This is a genomic window from Perlucidibaca piscinae DSM 21586 (assembly GCF_000420045.1).
In the GTDB taxonomy this organism is placed as follows: Bacteria; Pseudomonadota; Gammaproteobacteria; order Pseudomonadales; family Moraxellaceae; genus Perlucidibaca; species Perlucidibaca piscinae.
On record NZ_ATUE01000005.1, the window covers coordinates 336,735 to 352,327 of the forward strand.

14 protein-coding genes are annotated in these 15,593 nt (G+C 64.4%); 6 read left to right on the forward strand and 8 right to left on the reverse strand.

The window, feature by feature from the left end; all coding sequences use genetic code 11:
* Nucleotides 1–9 precede the first annotated feature (9 nt).
* The gene (locus tag F595_RS0101665) at nt 10–759 is read right to left on the reverse strand and encodes a LytR/AlgR family response regulator transcription factor (protein ID WP_022955132.1); all 750 of its coding nucleotides are present in this window, start codon (nt 757–759) and stop codon (nt 10–12) included.
* A 52-nt stretch (nt 760–811) separates the two neighbouring features.
* Nucleotides 812–1,909 (reverse strand): sensor histidine kinase, encoded by a 1,098-nt coding sequence (locus F595_RS12240; protein ID WP_022955133.1) that lies wholly within the window; start codon nt 1,907–1,909, stop codon nt 812–814.
* A 104-nt stretch (nt 1,910–2,013) separates the two neighbouring features.
* Here F595_RS12240 and argH point away from each other — a divergent pair, with 104 nt between their 5' ends.
* The 3 genes from argH to F595_RS0101685 are packed head-to-tail and all read left to right on the forward strand — an operon-like array spanning nt 2,014 to nt 6,384.
* Nucleotides 2,014–3,405, forward strand: a complete 1,392-nt coding sequence (gene argH / locus F595_RS0101675; protein ID WP_407635937.1) for an argininosuccinate lyase — start codon at nt 2,014–2,016, stop codon at nt 3,403–3,405.
* Between the two features lie 23 nt (nt 3,406–3,428).
* Nucleotides 3,429–3,947, forward strand: a complete 519-nt coding sequence (locus F595_RS0101680; protein WP_022955135.1) for a hypothetical protein — start codon at nt 3,429–3,431, stop codon at nt 3,945–3,947.
* A gap of 31 nt (nt 3,948–3,978) precedes the next feature.
* Entirely contained in the window at nt 3,979–6,384 is a 2,406-nt protein-coding gene (locus tag F595_RS0101685; RefSeq protein WP_022955136.1) for a YgiQ family radical SAM protein, read from the forward strand.
* A 4-nt stretch (nt 6,385–6,388) separates the two neighbouring features.
* On the opposite strand, the gene F595_RS12245 is transcribed toward F595_RS0101685, so the two are convergent.
* The gene (locus tag F595_RS12245) at nt 6,389–7,075 is read right to left on the reverse strand and encodes an alpha/beta fold hydrolase (RefSeq protein ID WP_169446914.1); all 687 of its coding nucleotides are present in this window, start codon (nt 7,073–7,075) and stop codon (nt 6,389–6,391) included.
* Between the two features lie 177 nt (nt 7,076–7,252).
* On the opposite strand from F595_RS12245, the gene msrA reads away from it, so the two are divergent.
* Nucleotides 7,253–7,783 (forward strand): peptide-methionine (S)-S-oxide reductase MsrA, encoded by a 531-nt coding sequence (gene msrA, locus F595_RS0101695; protein ID WP_026913115.1) that lies wholly within the window; start codon nt 7,253–7,255, stop codon nt 7,781–7,783.
* Here msrA and F595_RS0101700 read toward each other — a convergent pair.
* The 3 genes from F595_RS0101700 to trxA form a co-directional block, all read right to left on the reverse strand.
* Nucleotides 7,771–8,217: a hypothetical protein gene (locus tag F595_RS0101700; RefSeq protein ID WP_156873761.1), complete on the reverse strand. Its 447-nt coding sequence runs from the start codon at nt 8,215–8,217 to the stop codon at nt 7,771–7,773. The two genes, msrA and F595_RS0101700, sit on opposite strands and share 13 nt — an antisense overlap.
* A gap of 148 nt (nt 8,218–8,365) precedes the next feature.
* Nucleotides 8,366–9,625 (reverse strand): transcription termination factor Rho, encoded by a 1,260-nt coding sequence (gene rho / locus F595_RS0101705; protein WP_022955140.1) that lies wholly within the window; start codon nt 9,623–9,625, stop codon nt 8,366–8,368.
* A gap of 196 nt (nt 9,626–9,821) precedes the next feature.
* Nucleotides 9,822–10,151, reverse strand: a complete 330-nt coding sequence (gene trxA / locus F595_RS0101710) for a thioredoxin TrxA (RefSeq protein ID WP_022955141.1) — start codon at nt 10,149–10,151, stop codon at nt 9,822–9,824.
* Between the two features lie 143 nt (nt 10,152–10,294).
* Between trxA and ppx the strand changes: the two genes are divergently transcribed.
* Nucleotides 10,295–11,800 carry an exopolyphosphatase gene (gene ppx, locus F595_RS0101715; protein WP_022955142.1) on the forward strand — a complete coding sequence of 502 codons (1,506 nt, stop codon included), beginning with the start codon at nt 10,295–10,297 and terminating at the stop codon, nt 11,798–11,800.
* Between the two features lie 21 nt (nt 11,801–11,821).
* Here ppx and ppk1 read toward each other — a convergent pair whose 3' ends face one another.
* The gene (gene ppk1 / locus F595_RS0101720) at nt 11,822–13,888 is read right to left on the reverse strand and encodes a polyphosphate kinase 1 (RefSeq protein ID WP_022955143.1); all 2,067 of its coding nucleotides are present in this window, start codon (nt 13,886–13,888) and stop codon (nt 11,822–11,824) included.
* Between the two features lie 74 nt (nt 13,889–13,962).
* Nucleotides 13,963–14,979 carry a porphobilinogen synthase gene (hemB, locus tag F595_RS0101725; protein WP_022955144.1) on the reverse strand — a complete coding sequence of 339 codons (1,017 nt, stop codon included), beginning with the start codon at nt 14,977–14,979 and terminating at the stop codon, nt 13,963–13,965.
* Between the two features lie 100 nt (nt 14,980–15,079).
* On the opposite strand from hemB, the gene F595_RS0101730 reads away from it, so the two are divergent.
* Nucleotides 15,080–15,589, forward strand: coding sequence for a thioesterase family protein (locus F595_RS0101730; protein ID WP_022955145.1), 510 nt, complete (start codon nt 15,080–15,082; stop codon nt 15,587–15,589).
* The last annotated feature ends 4 nt before the right edge of the window (nt 15,590–15,593 follow it).

Here is a 15,593-nt window from a genome sequence, read left to right on the forward strand (position 1 = left end):
TCAGGGCGCTCAGACCCGGTGCAGGGTTTCGCGCAGTTCAGGCAGGTGACGGCGGCTGACCACCAGACGCTCGTCGAGACCGCGGATGCGCACGCGGTACTGTCCGGTGGCAACCACTTCCAGCCCTTCGAGATAGGTCAGCGAAAGCAGGGCATTGCGGTGGATGCGGATGAAGCGGTCACCGAACTCCTCCTCCAGCTCCTTCAGCGTCTCGTCGATCAGGACTTCGCCATGCTCATGGCGCACGGTGACGTACTTGTGATCGGCAAGGAAATAGCGCACTTCGTCAATCGGGATCAGCTCGATGCCGCGGTGGGTACGCGCGGTGATGTGGCTGCGGCAGCTCGAACGCTCGCTGCGTGCCGGCTGCTGGCGCAGGCTTTCCAGTTGCAGCTGGTTGACGCGGCAGGCACGAGTCAGGGCCTCGCGCAGGCTTTCGCGGCTGACCGGCTTGAGCACATACCCGGCGGCCGGCACCGAGAACGCCTCGAGGGCATGCTCGTCAAACGCCGTGCAGAAGATGATGGCCGGTGGCGACGCGCGCTGGGCCAGCTGACGGGCACAGGTGAGACCATCCATGACCGGCATGCGCATGTCCATGAGGACGATGTCAGGCTCGCATTCATTGACCAGCTGCAGGGCCTCCTCGCCATGTTCGGCGAGACCGACCAGCTCGTAGCCGCCGATGTCCTCGAGCAGGCGCACCAGGCGTTCGCGAGCCAGACGCTCGTCGTCACAGATGATGATGCGTGGTTTCATGGGAGTGTCCCTCTTCTTGTTTTATTGATGTCCGCACCCCTGTTCCGGGGTGTCAGTTCACGGCCGCTTCATGCAGCCCCTGCACATGCAGCCGCGGCAGCGACACACGCGCAACAAAATGGTTGTCGATTTCCGATGTCTGCAGACTGGCCTCGTTGCCGAAGCGTGCCCGCAACCGCTCGCTGACGTTGCGCACGGACATCTGGTTGCCCGTACGACGTGCATCCGGCAACGGATTGGACAGGACTATCTCGACCCGTTCGTCGGAAACCTCCACCACCAGACTAATGTCGCAGCGTGTGGCGAAAAGTTCAACACCATGGCGTATGGCATTTTCAAGTAATGGCTGCAAAGTGAGCTGAGGAAGGCGAACAGAGTCGACATCTGTCGGGATCTTCCACGAAAGTTGCATGCGGTCACCCAGGCGGAGCTGCTCGATGTTGGCGTAGCGCCGACACAGCGCCAGCTCTTCCGCCAGCGACACATCGCCGTTTTCGCGCAGGCTGGCACGGAACAGCGCCGCCAGATCCTCGACCGCCTGCTCGGCCTTGACCGGGTCGATCACGATCAGACTGGCGATGATGTTCATCGAATTGAACAGGAAGTGCGGCTGTATGCGTGCCTGCAAGGCTTCAAGTCGCGCCTGCAAGGCCGCCTTCTCGCGTTCGCGCAGGCGTGCCTGCAGGGTCAGGTAGCGCATGAACAGGCCGGCGAAGATGGCGGTGATGAGCATGTAGCGCAGGACGGTGATGATCGGATGCTCGTTGTAGGACTGCGTCGACAGGCCCATCCACTCGTGCAGGCTGAGTCCGAGGAAGACGACCCAGATCAGATGCCCCTCGATGATCACCACCGCCACCACGGCGGCCCGGAAATAGCTCCAGTGCGCCATCCGCCGGCGCCACTGGCAGATGTGCGCGAAGCTGACCGCGATCAGGGTGCAGATCATGCCCAGCACGATGACCGCGTCCCAGAACGGGAACGGCCACAGTACCGGTGTCTGCGCAACCAGCAGCAGCACGGACATCAGCAGGGCGATGGCAATCAGCCGCCGTGTTGCCGCCGGGGAACAGAAATCGGGAAGCCAGAAATCATCCAGCTCGCGGGCGTCGCCTTCTTGCCGAGGCGCTGGCTGCTTTGTATGGGACATGTCGGGCAGTCTGCATCAGCGCCAGCCCAGCGGCAAGCCATGTACAAGCTGCTATAATGCTGCGCATTCCTTGGCCATTCCGGCCGCCAACAGACAGGATATCCATGAGCTCCACATCGTCTTCCATGTGGGGTGGCCGCTTTTCCGAGGCCACCGACCAGTTTGTCGCCGCCTTCACCGCGTCGGTTCAGTTCGACCAGCGCATGTACCGCCAGGACATTCGCGGCTCGATTGCTCACGCCACCATGCTGGCTCAGGTGGGCGTGCTCAGCGCCGAGGACCGCGACCTCATCGTCAACGGCCTGAACCAGATTCTCGCCGAGATCGAGGCCGGCCAGTTTGACTGGCGCATCGATCTCGAAGATGTGCACATGAACATCGAGCATCGCCTCACCGAGCGCATCGGCATTGCCGGCAAGCGTCTGCACACGGGTCGCAGCCGCAACGACCAGGTCGCCACCGACATCCGCCTGTATGTCCGCGACGAGATTGACGCCATCCGCGCCGAACTGACGCGCCTGCTCAACGGCCTGATCGACCTTGCCGAACGCGAAGCCGACACCATCATGCCCGGTTTCACGCATCTGCAGACCGCACAGCCGGTGACCTTCGGCCACCATCTGCTGGCCTGGTTCGAGAATCTCAAGCGCGACGACGAACGCCTCGTGGATCTGCGCAAGCGCGTCAACCGCATGCCGCTGGGGTCGGCTGCGCTGGCTGGCACCACCTATCCCATCGATCGCCGCATCACCGCCGAGCTGCTCGGCTTCGAGGCCATCTGCGAGAACTCGCTGGATGCCGTCTCCGACCGTGACTTCGCCATCGAGTTCAGTGCCGCCGCGTCCCTGATCATGATGCACCTGTCGCGCTTCAGCGAGGAGCTGGTGCTGTGGGCCTCGGCACAGTTCCAGTTCGTGGATCTGCCCGACCGCTTCTGCACCGGCTCGTCGATCATGCCGCAGAAGAAGAACCCGGACGTGCCCGAACTGGTGCGTGGCAAGGCCGGCCGCGTGTTCGGCCACCTGATGGCCCTGCTGACGCTGATGAAGGGCCAGCCGCTGGCCTACAACAAGGACAACCAGGAAGACAAGGAGCCGCTGTTCGACGCCATCGACACCGTGCGCGGCTCCCTGCGCGCCTTCGCCGACATGGTGCCGGCGCTGCAGCCGCGCCGCGAGATCATGCGTGAAGCCGCCCGTCGCGGCTTCGCCACCGCCACCGACCTGGCCGATTACCTGGTGAAGAAGGGCATGCCGTTCCGCGATGCCCACGAGGTGGTGGGCAAGGCTGTCGGCCATGGCGTGAAGACCGGCCAGGATCTGGCCGAAATGTCACTGGAGGAGCTGCAGGGCTTCTCGTCCACCATCGGCGAGGACGTCTTTGCCGTGCTCACGCTCGAAGGCTCGGTGAATGCCCGCAATCACCTGGGCGGCACTGCTCCTGACCAGGTCCGCGCCGCCGTCGTGCGCGCACGCCAACGCCTGCTTTCTGTCTGATGTCTGTAGTGAGGAATCGTTTCATGAACCCGTTGCTGATCTCCGCCCTGCTCACCGCCAGCGTGCTGGTTTCCGGTTGCGTCACCCCCCAGGGCAGCGCATCCGGCTCGTCGAGCGTGGCCACGCCGACCCAGACCCAGCAATTCATGACTGCCGTGGAGGCCAAGCGCGGCAGCGCCCTGACGCTGGCAGAGCGTGTCCAGTTGCAGGGGCTCACCGGCAGCGCCAAGCTCGGCATCGACAACGCGCAGCGCAGCTTCCTGAACCGGATTGGCGCCCAGGTCGGCCTCAATGGCGACATCGTGGCTGCCCTTTTTCCTGACAGCGCCAAGCCGCTGAGCCAGACCGAAGTGGTGCAGAAGCTGGAGGCTCGTCTCGGCAAGTCGCTGACTGCCGCTGACAAGGCCGCCGTGCAAACAGCCACCACCCTGCGCAACAACTCGGTGGCCAGCCTCAAGGTCGGCCTCGCCAACTCCATCGGTGGCCGCATCGGCATGGATGGCCAGTTCATCCTCGCCCTGATGCCGCTGCTCGGCTTCTGAGCCTGACCGACACCCTCTGCCGGAGCCTTCCATGAGCCTGCCTGATCGCGTCACCGTCGGCACGCAGACAGCCCCGCTGCTGTTCGGGTATCCGCGCTACTGGGCGGAATGCTTCGGCACGGCGCCGTTCCTGCCCATGTCCCGGGCGGAGATGGACCAGCTCGGCTGGGACAGCTGCGACATCATCATCATCACCGGCGACGCCTACGTGGACCACCCAAGCTTCGGCATGGCCATCATCGGGCGCCTGCTCGAGGCCCAGGGCTTCCGCGTCGGCATCATCGCGCAGCCGGACTGGCAGTCGGCGGAGCCGTTCAAGGTACTGGGCAAGCCCAACCTGTTCTTCGGCATTGCCGCCGGCAACATGGACTCGATGATCAACCGCTACACGGCTGACCGGAAGATCCGCTCCGACGATGCCTATTCGCCCAATGACGAGGGCGGCCGCCGCCCCGATCGCGCCAGCCTGGTCTATGCCCAGCGTGCGCGCGAGGCGTATCCGGATGTGCCGCAGGTACTCGGCGGCATCGAGGCTTCGCTGCGCCGCATCGCGCACTACGATTACTGGCAGGACAAGGTGCGCCGCTCCATCCTGCTCGATGCCAAGTCCGACATCCTGCTCTATGGCAATGCCGAGCGCGCCATCGTCGAGATCGCGCATCGCATCGCCCGTGGCGAGAGCGTTCGCGACATCACCGACGTGCGTGGCACCGTGTTCCTGCGTCGCGACACGCCCGAGGGCATGTTCGAACTGGACTCCACCCGTGTTGACGCTCCCGGCCGGGTCGACCGCATCATCAACCCGTATGTGAACACGGCGGACCTGGATGCCTGCGAGGTCGAGAAGCAGAACGGTGGCGGCGCGCGCTTCGCGGGAGCCAGCTTCTCCGACGCCGCGCTGAACATGCCGACACCCGAGGAGCTGGGCGTGCCGATCGAGGTCGAGCCGGGCGCCTGGGGCGATCTCGGCGCGCTGCCGGAGGACACCACGGTGGTGACCCTGCGCCCGGCCGGCGAGGCACGCGGCGGCTGGTCGCGCCTGCCCCCGAAGGAGCACACCGTCATTCGCCTGCCGTCCTACGAGAAGGTCAAGGCCGATCCGGTGCTCTACGCGCACGCCAACCGCGTGCTGCACCTGGAGACCAATCCGGGCAACGCGCGCGCGCTGGTGCAGCGCCATGGCGACAGCGACGTATGGCTGAACCCGCCGCCGATTCCGCTGACCACGGAAGAGATGGACTACGTCTTCGACCTGCCCTATGCGCGCGTGCCGCATCCTGCCTATGGCGGCGCACGCATCCCGGCCTACGAGATGATCCGTTTCTCGGTCAACATCATGCGCGGCTGCTTCGGCGGCTGCACCTTCTGCTCGATCACCGAGCACGAGGGCCGCATCATCCAGAACCGCTCGGAAGACTCGATCATTCGCGAGATCGAGGCCATGCGTGACGTGCCGGGCTTCACCGGCATCGTTTCCGATCTCGGCGGCCCGACCGCGAACATGTACCGCCTGGCCTGCAAGTCGCCCGAGATCGAGGCGCACTGCCGCAAGCCGTCCTGCGTGTATCCGGGCATCTGCGACAACCTCAACACCGACCACTCGCATCTGGTTCAGCTCTACCGCCGCGCACGCGGCCTCAAGGGCGTGAAGAAGATCCTGATCGGTTCCGGCCTGCGCTACGACCTCGCCGTGCGTTCGCCGGAATACGTCAAGGAGCTGGTCACGCATCATGTCGGCGGCTATCTCAAGATCGCGCCCGAGCACACCGAGGACGGCCCGCTGTCGAAGATGATGAAACCGGGCATCGGCAGCTATGACGCCTTCAAGCAGATGTTCGAGAAGTTCTCCAGGGAAGCGGGCAAGGAGCAGTACCTGATCCCGTACTTCATCGCCGCGCACCCGGGCACCACCGACAAGGACATGATGAACCTGGCCATCTGGCTGAAGCAGAACGGCTTCCGTGCCGACCAGGTGCAGACCTTCTACCCGTCACCGATGGCCACGGCCACGGCGATGTATCACAGCGGCAGGAATCCGCTGCGCAAGATCAGCCGCGACTCCGAGACCGTCGACATCGTCAAGGGTGATCGCCGCCGGCGTCTGCACAAGGCCTTCCTGCGCTATCACGACGCCAACAACTGGCCGCTGCTGCGCGAGGCGCTCAAGGAGATGGGTCGCGCCGACCTGATCGGCAACGGCAAGCATCATCTGATTCCGACCTGGCAGCCGAGCACGGAGGGTCAGTACGTCAGCCCGCGCAAGAAGAATTCCAGTGCCGGCGAAGGCGTGTCCGTGAAGGTGGCACCACAGAAATCGTCACCGCGCAAAGGCGCGCCCGGCAAGGGCAGCGTGCTCACCCAGCACACCGGCCTGCCACCGCGCAATGACGGCAGCGGGCGCCCGGACAAGCGCCGCTCGCCGCGCGGCAGCCGCTGAGGACTCAGCCGGCAGGCAGCGCGACGTCCACCTGGCGCTGGTCAGCCAGCGCCTGCGCGATGATGCGGAAGATGCGCACATCGAACACCATGCCGATGTGCGAACAGTCAACCTCGATGTGCCGGGCCTGCGGCGTGATCCGGTCCAGGGTCGCCGGCCAGCTGACGATGCCATCCACCTTGCTGAACAGGATGGTGAGCGGGCAGCGGATGGGCAGCGCATCGCGCCTGGCCATTTCCGACTCGATGGCATCGAGATCGAAACCGCGCCGGCGATAGGCATTGGCCGTGATCGTGTACTTGGGCCCGCCTACCGCGGGCGAACCCATGGTCAGCACCCCGGCCACCACATCCGGCAGTTCGCGGGCAAGCTCGCGGGCAATGTAGCCCCCCAGACTCCAGCCCACCAGCGTGACCGGCTGCCCGGTCTCGGCAACCCAGTTGCGCACCAGCTCGACCAGCCTGGGCAGCAGTTTCTGCACCATGCCGTGGTTGCGCCCCTGCTGCCAGTGACGAACGTCATAGCCCAGCGCGCGCAAGCGCCGCTCCAGGGTGCCCATGGTGCGCTCGTCGGCACCGTAACCCGGCAGCAGCAGAACCGGCAGGCCGTCACCACGGGGCAGGCCGGCGAGCGCTGCATCGCCGAGCCGGCGGCTCTGCCACCATTCCAGCGCGAAACGGGTTTCTGCCACCAGGTCCATCCAGCTCGGCGGCCGGGAAGGAGGGGTAGCGGGTAACTGGTCTAGGTAGTTGATCTGCACGCTGCATCGCCTGAACGAAAACGGACACATGGGCAACAGCCCATGTCTGATGCAGAATGCCCGTCAACTGTCCGATCTGCAAGCTGACGCACCCTGGGGAGCATGACCATGACCACGGCAACACTCATTCTCGGCGGCGGCTGTTTCTGGTGCCTGGATGCCGTCTTCCGGCAGGTGCCAGGCGTCATCGAGTGCCAGTCCGGCTATGCCGGCGGCGCCCGCCCCAACCCGAACTACGAGCAGATCTGCACGGGTGCCACGGGTCATGCCGAGGTGGTACGGCTGCATTACGATCCCGACATCGTCAGCCTGCAGCAACTGCTCGACATCTTCTTCGTCATCCATGACCCCACCACGCTGAATCGGCAGGGGCATGATGTCGGCACCCAGTACCGCTCGGTGATCTACTGCGTGGATGACCCTCAGCGTGCTGACGTCACCGCATACGTTGACGCTCTTCGGGCCAGCGGGCGCTTCACGGCGCCCATCGTCACCGAGGTCGCCCCGGCCCCGGTGTTCTGGCCGGCCGAGGACTATCACCAGGACTACTTCCGCAAGAACCCCGGGCAGGGCTACTGCATGGCGGTGGTCGCGCCCAAGGTGCGGAAAGTGCAGGACTATCTGGGTCAGCGCGGCTGAGACTTGTCGTCGCGCAGGCGCTCCGCCTTGTCCTTGAGGTGCTCGGCACGCTGCTCCAGACGCTCGGCGCGCTTTTCCTGCATGGCCTGGCGATGTGCCGCCAGCTTGCTGCGCTGCTCGGCGGTCAGCACCTTGTCCATGCGTGCCTGGCTTTCCTTGCGAATGGCCTCGTGACGGGCGTGCTCTTCTTCGCCCAACGCCTTCAGCTTCTGCTTCTGGGCATCGCTCAGGTCGAGATCGGCGCGCTGATCAAGGCGCTCGAGAAAAGCGCCGGAATGGCGCCCTGCGTGATGACCGGGCTTGTGACCGGGGCCGTCGTGGTGAGCCGCCAGGCCGTGACAGGGCATGGCGTGCGCAGCCGCAGCAGCCGGCTCGGCGTGCGTGACAGGCACCATGGCCAAGGTGAGCAGGGGAAGCAGATGATGCATTTTCACGGGATGTCTCCAGGGCGTGTGATAACCCTTGATGAAACGTGAACAACGTTCACCCGTTGACAGTCCGCGCCTGGTACGCCGCCGACACCAGAAAGCACAAGGCCCTCGCGAAGAGGGCCTGATGCGGTGCAACGATGACCGGAAGCGCTTACTTGCGCTTCATCATGTCGAAGAACTCGTCGTTGGTCTTGGCATCCTTGAGCTTGTCGAGCAGGAACTCGATGGCCGCGATCTCGTCCATGGAGTGCAGCAGCTTGCGCAGGATCCACACCTTCTTGAGTTCGTCATCGCCCATCAGGCGCTCTTCGCGACGGGTGCCCGACTTCTTGATGTTGATGGCCGGGAACACGCGCTTCTCGGCGATGCGGCGATCCAGGTTGACCTCATGGTTGCCGGTGCCCTTGAACTCTTCGAAGATGACTTCGTCCATCTTGGAGCCGGTATCGATGAGCGCGGTGGCGATGATGGTCAGCGAGCCGCCTTCCTCGATGTTGCGGGCAGCGCCGAAGAAGCGCTTCGGACGCTCCAGCGCGTGGGCGTCGACACCGCCGGTGAGCACCTTGCCGGAGCTCGGGATGACGGTGTTGTAGGCACGTGCGAGACGGGTGATGGAGTCGAGCAGGATGATGACATCCTTCTTGTGCTCGACCAGGCGCTTTGCCTTCTCGATCACCATTTCCGCGACCTGCACGTGACGCGCCGGCGGCTCGTCGAAGGTGGACGCCACGACTTCGCCACGCACGGTGCGCTGCATTTCGGTGACTTCTTCCGGACGTTCGTCGATCAGCAGCACGATCAGCATGCAATCCGGATGGTTGCGGGCAATCGACTGCGCCAGGGTCTGCAGCAGCATGGTCTTGCCGGCCTTGGGCGGAGCCACGATCAGCGAACGCTGCCCCTTGCCGTAGGGCGCGATGAGGTCAATGGTGCGCGCGGTGAGGTCTTCGGTGGAGCCGTTGCCGAGCTCCATGATCAGGCGGCTGGTCGGGAACAGCGGCGTCAGGTTCTCGAACAGGATCTTGTTGCGTGCGCTCTCGGGGGTGTCCAGGTTGATCTGATTGACCTTGAGCAGCGCGAAGTAGCGCTCCGACTCCTTGGGAGGCCGGATGGTGCCGGTGATGGTGTCACCGGTACGCAGGTTGAAGCGGCGGATCTGCGACGGACTGACGTAGATGTCGTCCGGACCCGCGAGGTAGGAACCTTCCGAAGAACGGAGAAAGCCGAAGCCGTCTGACAGGATTTCAAGCACGCCGTCACCGTAGATCTCCTCGCCGTTCTTGGCGTGGGTCTTGAGGATGGCGAAGATGATGTCCTGCTTGCGGTTGCGGGCCATGCTTTCGAGGCCCATGGTGTCAGCGATCTTGATGAGTTCGCCAATCGGCATTCTTTTGAGTTCGGTGAGGTTCATACCGTGAATTCAACTGAGGGAAATGGGTGACGCATCTTGCGCTGATGCCCGGGGCAGGCGGTGTCGTTCGGCAAGCGACCTCGGTCGTGACAGGCGACGATGGCCAGGGACACGGGAGGAACAGGGGGAACGGTCAGCAGCAGGGTTGCGCCAGGCAACGAGGCAGGTGGCGCCTGTCTGGCGCCACCTGAAGAACTTATATAGAGGAGTCGATGAAAGCTGTCAACTGCGACTTGGACAGGGCGCCGACCTTGGTTGCGGCCACGGCACCGTTCTTGAACAGGCTCAGTGTCGGGATGCCGCGCACGCCAAACTTGGCTGCCGTGGCGCCGTTGTCATCGACGTTGACCTTGACGATCTTGAGACGGCCCTGGTAGTCGGCAGCAATCTCGTCCAGCACGGGCGCAATCATCTTGCAGGGACCGCACCACGGTGCCCAGTAGTCAACCAGCACGGGGCCATCGGCCTTGAGGACATCGGCTTCAAAGTTGGCATCAGTGGTGTTGACGATCAGCTCACTGCTCATTTGCGACACTCCGGGCGTAAAAACAATGTCGGCATCATACCACCCTGTCGGCAAATGGATACTGGTCAGCGCGAGACCTGAGGCATCGGTTACACTCCGGAAAACACCTGCATGAACCGCACGCGGATGCGGAAGGCGATGCCATGAACCGATCCCTGCCCCTGAATGACGGCCTGCTTGCAGCGGTCGATCTGGGCTCCAACAGCTTTCACCTTGCCATCGCCCGGCTCGATCATGGCGTCATTCGCCTGACTGACAGCCAGTCCGAGAAGGTGCAGCTGGCAGCCGGCCTGGATGCCGACGACAACCTCAGTGAAGCCGCCATGCAACGCGGCCTGGCCTGCCTGGGCCGCTTTGGCCAGCAACTTGCCGGTGTGGAACCGCGCCGGTTGCGCATCGTCGCGACCAATGCCCTGCGCGTGGCGCGCAATGCCAAGGACTTCGTGCGCCGTGCCGAAGCCGTGCTCAACCACCCGATAGAAATCATCGCCGGCCGGGAAGAGGCACGCCTGATCTACATCGGCGTCTCGCAGACCCTGGCAGGGGATGGCAAGCGCTTGGTCATCGACATTGGTGGCGGCTCCACCGAGTTCATCATCGGCGAGCAGCACCAGCCCTTGCTCACCGAGTCGCTGCACATGGGCTGTGTCAGCTACACGCAACGCCACTTTCCCGATGGCCAGATCAGCAGCAAGGCATTTGCCCGCGCCATGACGGCCGCTCAGCAGGAACTGGCCGCGATTGCCGCCGACTACCGGCAGACAGGCTGGGACAGCGCCGTGGGCTCGTCCGGAACCATCAAGGCCGTGCGCCATGTCGTGCAGCAGCTGGGCTGGGCCTCGACAGAGGGACGCATCACCGCGGACAGCATGCGTCGCCTGCGTGACCTGCTGCTGCAGCACAAGGACGTGCGTGACATCAGCATCCCCGGACTGAAGGACGATCGACGCTTGCTGATGCCGGCCGGCATTGCCCTGGTCTGCGCCATCTTCGAGTCACTGGGCCTGGACGAGCTGGACTATTCCGACGGTGCCCTGCGCGAAGGCGTGCTGCATGACCTGGTCGGACGCTACCGCTCCGGCGATATCCGCAGCCATACCGTCGATGCCCTGCAGAAGCGGTACAGCATTGATGTCGACTTCGGCCAGCGCGTGGCCACCACGGCACAGGCCCTGTTCGAACAGAGCGAGCAGGTGCTGGCGCTGCGCGAGGAGCATCTGGCGCTGCTTGAGCGTGCGGCGGCCCTGCACGAGATCGGACGTGCGATCTCGCATGGCAGTCATCACAAGCACGGGGCCTATCTGCTGATGCACTCCGACTTGCCAGGCTTCAGCCAGCCCGAGCAGGAAGCGCTGGCCTGCCTGGTGGCGGGTCACCGTCGCCGCCTGCGCCCGGAAATGTACGAGCAGCTGATGAATGCCGGCGGACTGCCCCTGTTCAGGCTCTGCCTGCTGTTGCGTCTTGCTGTGCTGCTGCATCACAGCCGCAGCCGCGAACCGCTGCCGCGCCTGCAGCTGGACACCAATGGCAAGCAGTTCAGTCTGCGCTTTCCGCGCGGCTGGCTTGATCAGCACCCGCTGACCCGTGCCGATCTGGAAAACGAGCAGGCCCTGCTGGCCAACCTGGATCTGTCACTGCAGTTCAGCTGACCGATCCGGCAGGATCGTGCCTCAGGTCAGCTGCACCAGCAGCTGCTCCTGGGCACTGCAGGGCTTGCGATTGCCGGGCTGTGCACGTGTCCAGCTGCCGTCGGCGGCAAGCTGCCAGGCCCGGGTGTTGTCCTTCAGGTAGATCTCCAGTCCCTGCTCGATGATGCGCTTGCGCAAGACCGGGTCGGTGACCGGGAAGCAGGTCTCGACACGCTGGAACAGATTGCGATCCATCCAGTCGGCACTGGAGCAGAACACGCGCGCATCGCCGCCATTCTCGAAATAGAACACGCGGGTGTGCTCGAGGAAGCGCCCGACGATGGAACGTACCGTGATGTTTTCGGTCACGCCGGGAATGCCAGGACGCAGACAGCACACCGAGCGGATGATCAGGTCGATGCGCACGCCCGCCTGCGAGGCCCGGATCAGCGCCTGCATGAGCTGACGCTCGGTGAGTGCGTTGACCTTGACGATGATGCGCGCCGGCAGACCGGCCTGGTGATTGCGGATCTCCTGGTCGATCATCAGCAGCAGCTGCGGGTGCAGCGTGAACGGCGCATGCAGCAGCTGCTTGAGACGCACCACGCGCCCCATGCCGGTGAGCTCCTGGAAGATCTTGTGCACGTCCTCGCAGATCTCCGGACGCGCGGTGAGCAGGCCGTAGTCGGTGTACAGGCGGGCATTGCCGGCATGGTAGTTGCCAGTGCCCAGGTGCACGTAGCGCGCCAGCTTGCGCCCCTCGCGGCGCACCACCAGGATCATCTTGGCATGCGTCTTGTAGCCGACGATGCCGTAGACCACGATGGCGCCAGCCTGCTGCAGCTTGTTCGCCACTTCGATGTTGGATTCCTCGTCGAAGCGGGCACGCAGCTCGATCACTACCGTGACTTCCTTGCCATTGCGCGCCGCGTCGGCGAGCGCATTGACGATCTCGGAATCCGCACCGGAGCGATACAGCGTCTGCTTGATGGCCAGCACCTGCGGATCTCGCGCAGCCTGGCGCAGCAGGTCCACCACCGGGGCGAATGACTCGAACGGGTGATGCAGCAGGATGTCCTGGCTCTGTATGGCCTCGAAGATGTCGTCGGTCTGCTGGAAAATCGCCGGCAGCTTCGGACGGAACGGCGTGAAACGCAGACGCGGCCGGTCGAAGTTGGACAGCAGACGCGCCAGATTCACCGGGCCGTTGACCTGGTACAGCGCCTCGTCACCCAGATTGAACTTGCGCAGCAGGTACTCGATGATGTGGCGCGGGCAGTTGTCGGCCACCTCCAGTCGCACGGCGGCACCAAAGCGCCGGTGCAGCAGCTCGCCCTTCAGCGCCGAAGCCAGGTCCTCGGCATCCTCGTCGACGATGAGGTCGGCATTGCGGGTGACGCGGAACTGGTAGCAGCCGTTCGCGGTCATGCCGGGGAACAGGTCGGAGACATGCTCGTGGATGATGGATGACAGCATCACGTGCTGATCGCCGCCATCGCTGAGCTCGTCCGGGAAGCGCACCACGCGTGGCAGCGAACGCGGCGCCGGCACCACCGCCAGCGACATCTGTCGCCCGAAGGCGTCCTTGCCATCCAGCGAGACGATGAAGTTCAGCGACTTGTTGACCAGGCGCGGGAACGGGTGCGCCGGATCCAGCCCGATCGGCGTCAGCACCGGCAGCACCTGCTCCTTGAAGTACTGACGCACCCAGACGCGCTGTCCCTCGCTCCAGTCATGACGCCGGATGAAACGGATGTTCTCCTCGGCCAGTGCCGGCAGCAGGTCCTCGTTGAGGATGCGGTACTGGCGCTCGACGGCGGCATGGCAGCGTTCGGAAATCTGGCGCAGGATGTCCTTGGGCAGCTGGCCATCCGGTCCGCTGCCGATGTCGCCCAGCGACAGCTGCTGCAGGAGGCCGGCAACCCGGATCTCGAAGAACTCGTCGAGATTGCGCGAGAAGATGAGCAGGAAGTTCAGCCGCTCGATGAGCGGATGCGACGGGTCCACCGCCTGCTCCAGCACGCGCAGGTTGAAATCGAGAATGCTGAGTTCCCGGTTCAGGTAGTAGGCCGGGTTGTCCAGCGACAGCGGGCGCTCGGCAGCGGTCATGTTCGGGCTCTCGGCAGCAAATGGGCTATTGCAGCGTGGGTGTGTGACAGGCGCATGACGGCGGCGCCGCATTCTCAGCCACGCTGCAGCAGACGCGCGGCTTCCGGGGCGAAATAGGTCAGGATGCCATCGGCGCCGGCACGCTTGAAGGCCAGCAGCGACTCCAGGATCACCGCCTCGCGCTTGAGCCAGCCATTCTGGAAGGCGGCCACATGCATGGCGTACTCGCCGCTGACCTGATAGGCGAAGGTCGGCACCTGGAACTGATCCTTGACCGCCTTCACCACGTCCAGATAGGGCATGCCCGGCTTCACCATGACCATGTCGGCACCCTCGGCCAGATCCAGCGCCACCTCGTGCAAGGCTTCGCCGCCGTTGGCAGGATCCATCTGGTAGCTGCTCTTGCTGCCGCCCTTGAGGTTACCCGCCGATCCGACCGCGTCACGGAACGGGCCGTAGTAGCTGGACGCGTACTTGGCGGCATAGGACAGGATGCTGACGTTGACGTGGCCCTCGTCCTCGAGCGCGGCACGGATGGCGCCGATGCGGCCGTCCATCATGTCGGACGGAGCCACCACATCGGCACCTGCCTCGGCATGCGACAGCGCCTGGCGCACCAGCGCCTCCACGGTGACGTCGTTGAGCACGTAGCCGTCGGCATCGATGATGCCATCCTGGCCATGGGTGGTGAACGGATCCAGCGCGACGTCGGTGATGATGCCGAGATCGGGATAGGCGGCCTTCAGGGCGCGGGTGGCACGCTGTGCCAGACCGTCCGGATTCCAGGCCTCCTCGGCATGCAGCGACTTGACCTCGGACGGCGTGACCGGAAACAGGGCCAGCGCGGGAATGCCCAGCGCCACCCACTCCGCTGCCGCTTCAACCAGCAGGTCGATGGACAGACGCTCGACACCAGGCATCGACGCGACCGCTTCGCGACGGTTCTCGCCCTCGAGCACGAATACCGGATAGATCAGATCGTCAACCGTCAGGGCATGCTCACGAACCAGCCGGCGCGACCAGTCGCGGGCACGCAGGCGACGCAGGCGGGTGGCAGGATAGGGAGCGCGGGACAGGGTGGGCTGGACCATGATGACCTCGAAACCGTTAGGCTTTTAGCTTAACGTAAGGCATTGATTCTGCCCATCTCGGACCTGCTCCAGCAGGACCATCGCAAGGAGTTCTCGCGACATGACCGTCACCCCGCAGGACACAGCGGATACGCTGGCCGAACTGACGCCGGAACAGCGCGAGCGCATCGAGCGACTGCGTCAGCAACTGCTGGACAGCTTCAACCAGACACCCTTCATGGCGCATCTGGGCGCACGCCTGACCGAGGTCGATGACCGCCAGGTACGTGCCGAGCTGGCGATGCAGCCCTTCCTGGTCGGCAATGTCTTCAAGCAGGTGCTGCATGGCGGTGCCATTGCCGCGATCCTCGACAATGTCGCCGGCTGCGCCGCCGTCACCGCCATCTATGCACGGCTGCGGGGCCAGCCGGGCAGCGAGAAACTCAAGCGCCTGAGCCAGCTTGGCACCATCGATCTGCGCGTGGACTTCCTCAAGCCGGGACGCGGTGAGCGCTTCGTGGCCATCGGCCGGGTCGTGCGCGCCGGCAGCAAGATCGTCGCCACGCAGATGGAGCTGCGCAACCAGGATGACGAGCTGATCGCCACCGGCAATGCCGTGTTCTACTACTGACCGC